This window comes from Streptomyces tyrfis (assembly GCF_037034285.1).
Lineage (GTDB): Bacteria > Actinomycetota > Actinomycetes > Streptomycetales > Streptomycetaceae > Streptomyces.
Map to the genome: position 1 here is coordinate 1 of NZ_JBAGJZ010000103.1, position 1,719 is coordinate 1,719.

The 1,719-nt window shown below is 65.3% G+C and carries 1 pseudogene; it reads right to left on the reverse strand.

Going from position 1 to position 1,719, the window contains the following annotated elements:
• Position 1 precedes the first annotated feature (1 nt).
• Positions 2-1,674 (reverse strand): annotated as a pseudogene (locus WA762_RS35340) (ISAzo13 family transposase).
• Between the last annotated feature and the right edge of the window lie 45 nt (positions 1,675-1,719).

Consider the following 1,719-nt stretch of genomic DNA (forward strand, 5'->3'; position numbering starts at 1 on the left):
ATTAAATAACTGTCAGGTTTGAGCCGTGGGGTGTCTCTCGATAGGCGTTCCACGGGCCTTCAACTGTTCCAGGGTGCGGGCGGGCGCTCCGGGCATTGGCGTGACGGTGATTTTGTGCAGGTCCAAGAGGCGGTGTCCGTCCTGGAACTGATTGGACAGGTTGGTGCGGGTGACGCCCAGCAAGTGGGCCAGGAGCGTACTGGTCGCTGCTCTGCGGCGGCGTAACAGCGCCGTCAATAGTCGGTGGTAGTGGTCCAGGCTGCTGGTCTGCGGGTGGAGATAGCTGCGCGGACGGTGAAAGCGTCGTTGGAATGCGGCCTCGGCCAAGGCGTCCCAGTACGGCTCCGAGACCGCCACCACGTGGTCGAAGTCGGAGCGGGCCATACCCGTCAGGGCCGGGTTGGTGAGCAGTTCGGTCAGGGCCGGGTCGATCTGGCGACGAGTCCGTGGCGCCTCGGGAGGTTTGGGCGGGGTGGGTGCGAGGGTGTAGTTCCAGTCGCCGTGGAACGTGCTCGGTGTGATCGGCAGAGCGTGGAACTCAGCGGGCGTGACGGTCGTGCCAAGGTGGTAGCTACCGGTGTCGAGTTCGGATTCGATCGAAAGCCCGGTCGTGGTGGTCGTTGCGGCGATGGTCTTGAGGACGACCTCGTAGCTGGTCAGCGGTCGTCCTCGCCAGTTCGCGGTGATGTGGCAGAACATCCGGTGTTCTATCTTGTTCCACTTTGATGTGCCGGGTGGGAAATGGCAGACCGTGATCTCGAGCCCACTCTCCTGTGCGAAGGCGTGCAGGTGCTTCTTCCATGTCCAGCGGCGGGGATCGTTGGAGCCTCCGGAGTCGGCGGTGATGAGCAGCCGGGTGGCGTCCGGGTGGTCGGCCTGTCCGCGGTGCTGCCACCAGCGGCGTATGGATTCCACCGCGAATTCGGAAGTGTCGTGGTCGGTCCCGACGTTGACCCAGCCGGTATTGGTGGCGATGTCGTAGATCCCGTAGGGAATGGCCACCGGCTGGTCGCTGGTGGTGAAGGTGTGGCAGTCGACCCTGATCGGGTTCTTGCCCGGCCGCCAGGTGCGGCCGGGCCGGTCGCGGTTGCCGAGCCATTCCTTGGCTTTGGTATCGACACTGATCACCGGCTGCTCGTCATCGAGGAAGGCGGTGGCTGTGGCGTTCAGATGGGCGAACTGGGCATCGCGGTCCGGATGGCTGGCTCCTTCGGTGGTCTTGACGGTGCCCTGCAGGCTGTAACCCAGGCTGTGCAGCAGGCGCCCGACGGTCGCGGCGCTGACCCGATGTCCCTGTGACGTGAGGGTCGAGGCGAGGGCACGCAGCGACAGGGTGGTCCATCGCAACGGGGAGACAGGGTCACCCCGGGTGTGCGGCTCGATAAGCGACTCCAGTGCCGGCAGCAGACCAGGGTCGGTGACCGTCAACGGCTTGCGACCGGCTCCCGGAGCCCGAACCCTCCTCGTCGGCATCGGGTTCCCGGCCAGTTCAGTGACCCCGCGCGCGACGGTGGCTGTGCTGGCCCCGGAAGCAGCAGCCACCAGGGTGATCCCACCGTGGCCGATGGCAGCGGCCTCGCTGGCCAGGTAGAGCCGACGGCAGCGCTCGTCGAGATGCGGCAGGATCCGATCGAACTTTGCGCGTAACACGGCAACGGGCGGACGCACAGTCATAGTCCATCCTCCCACCAACACCCCCTGAACGAGCACTAATTGAAA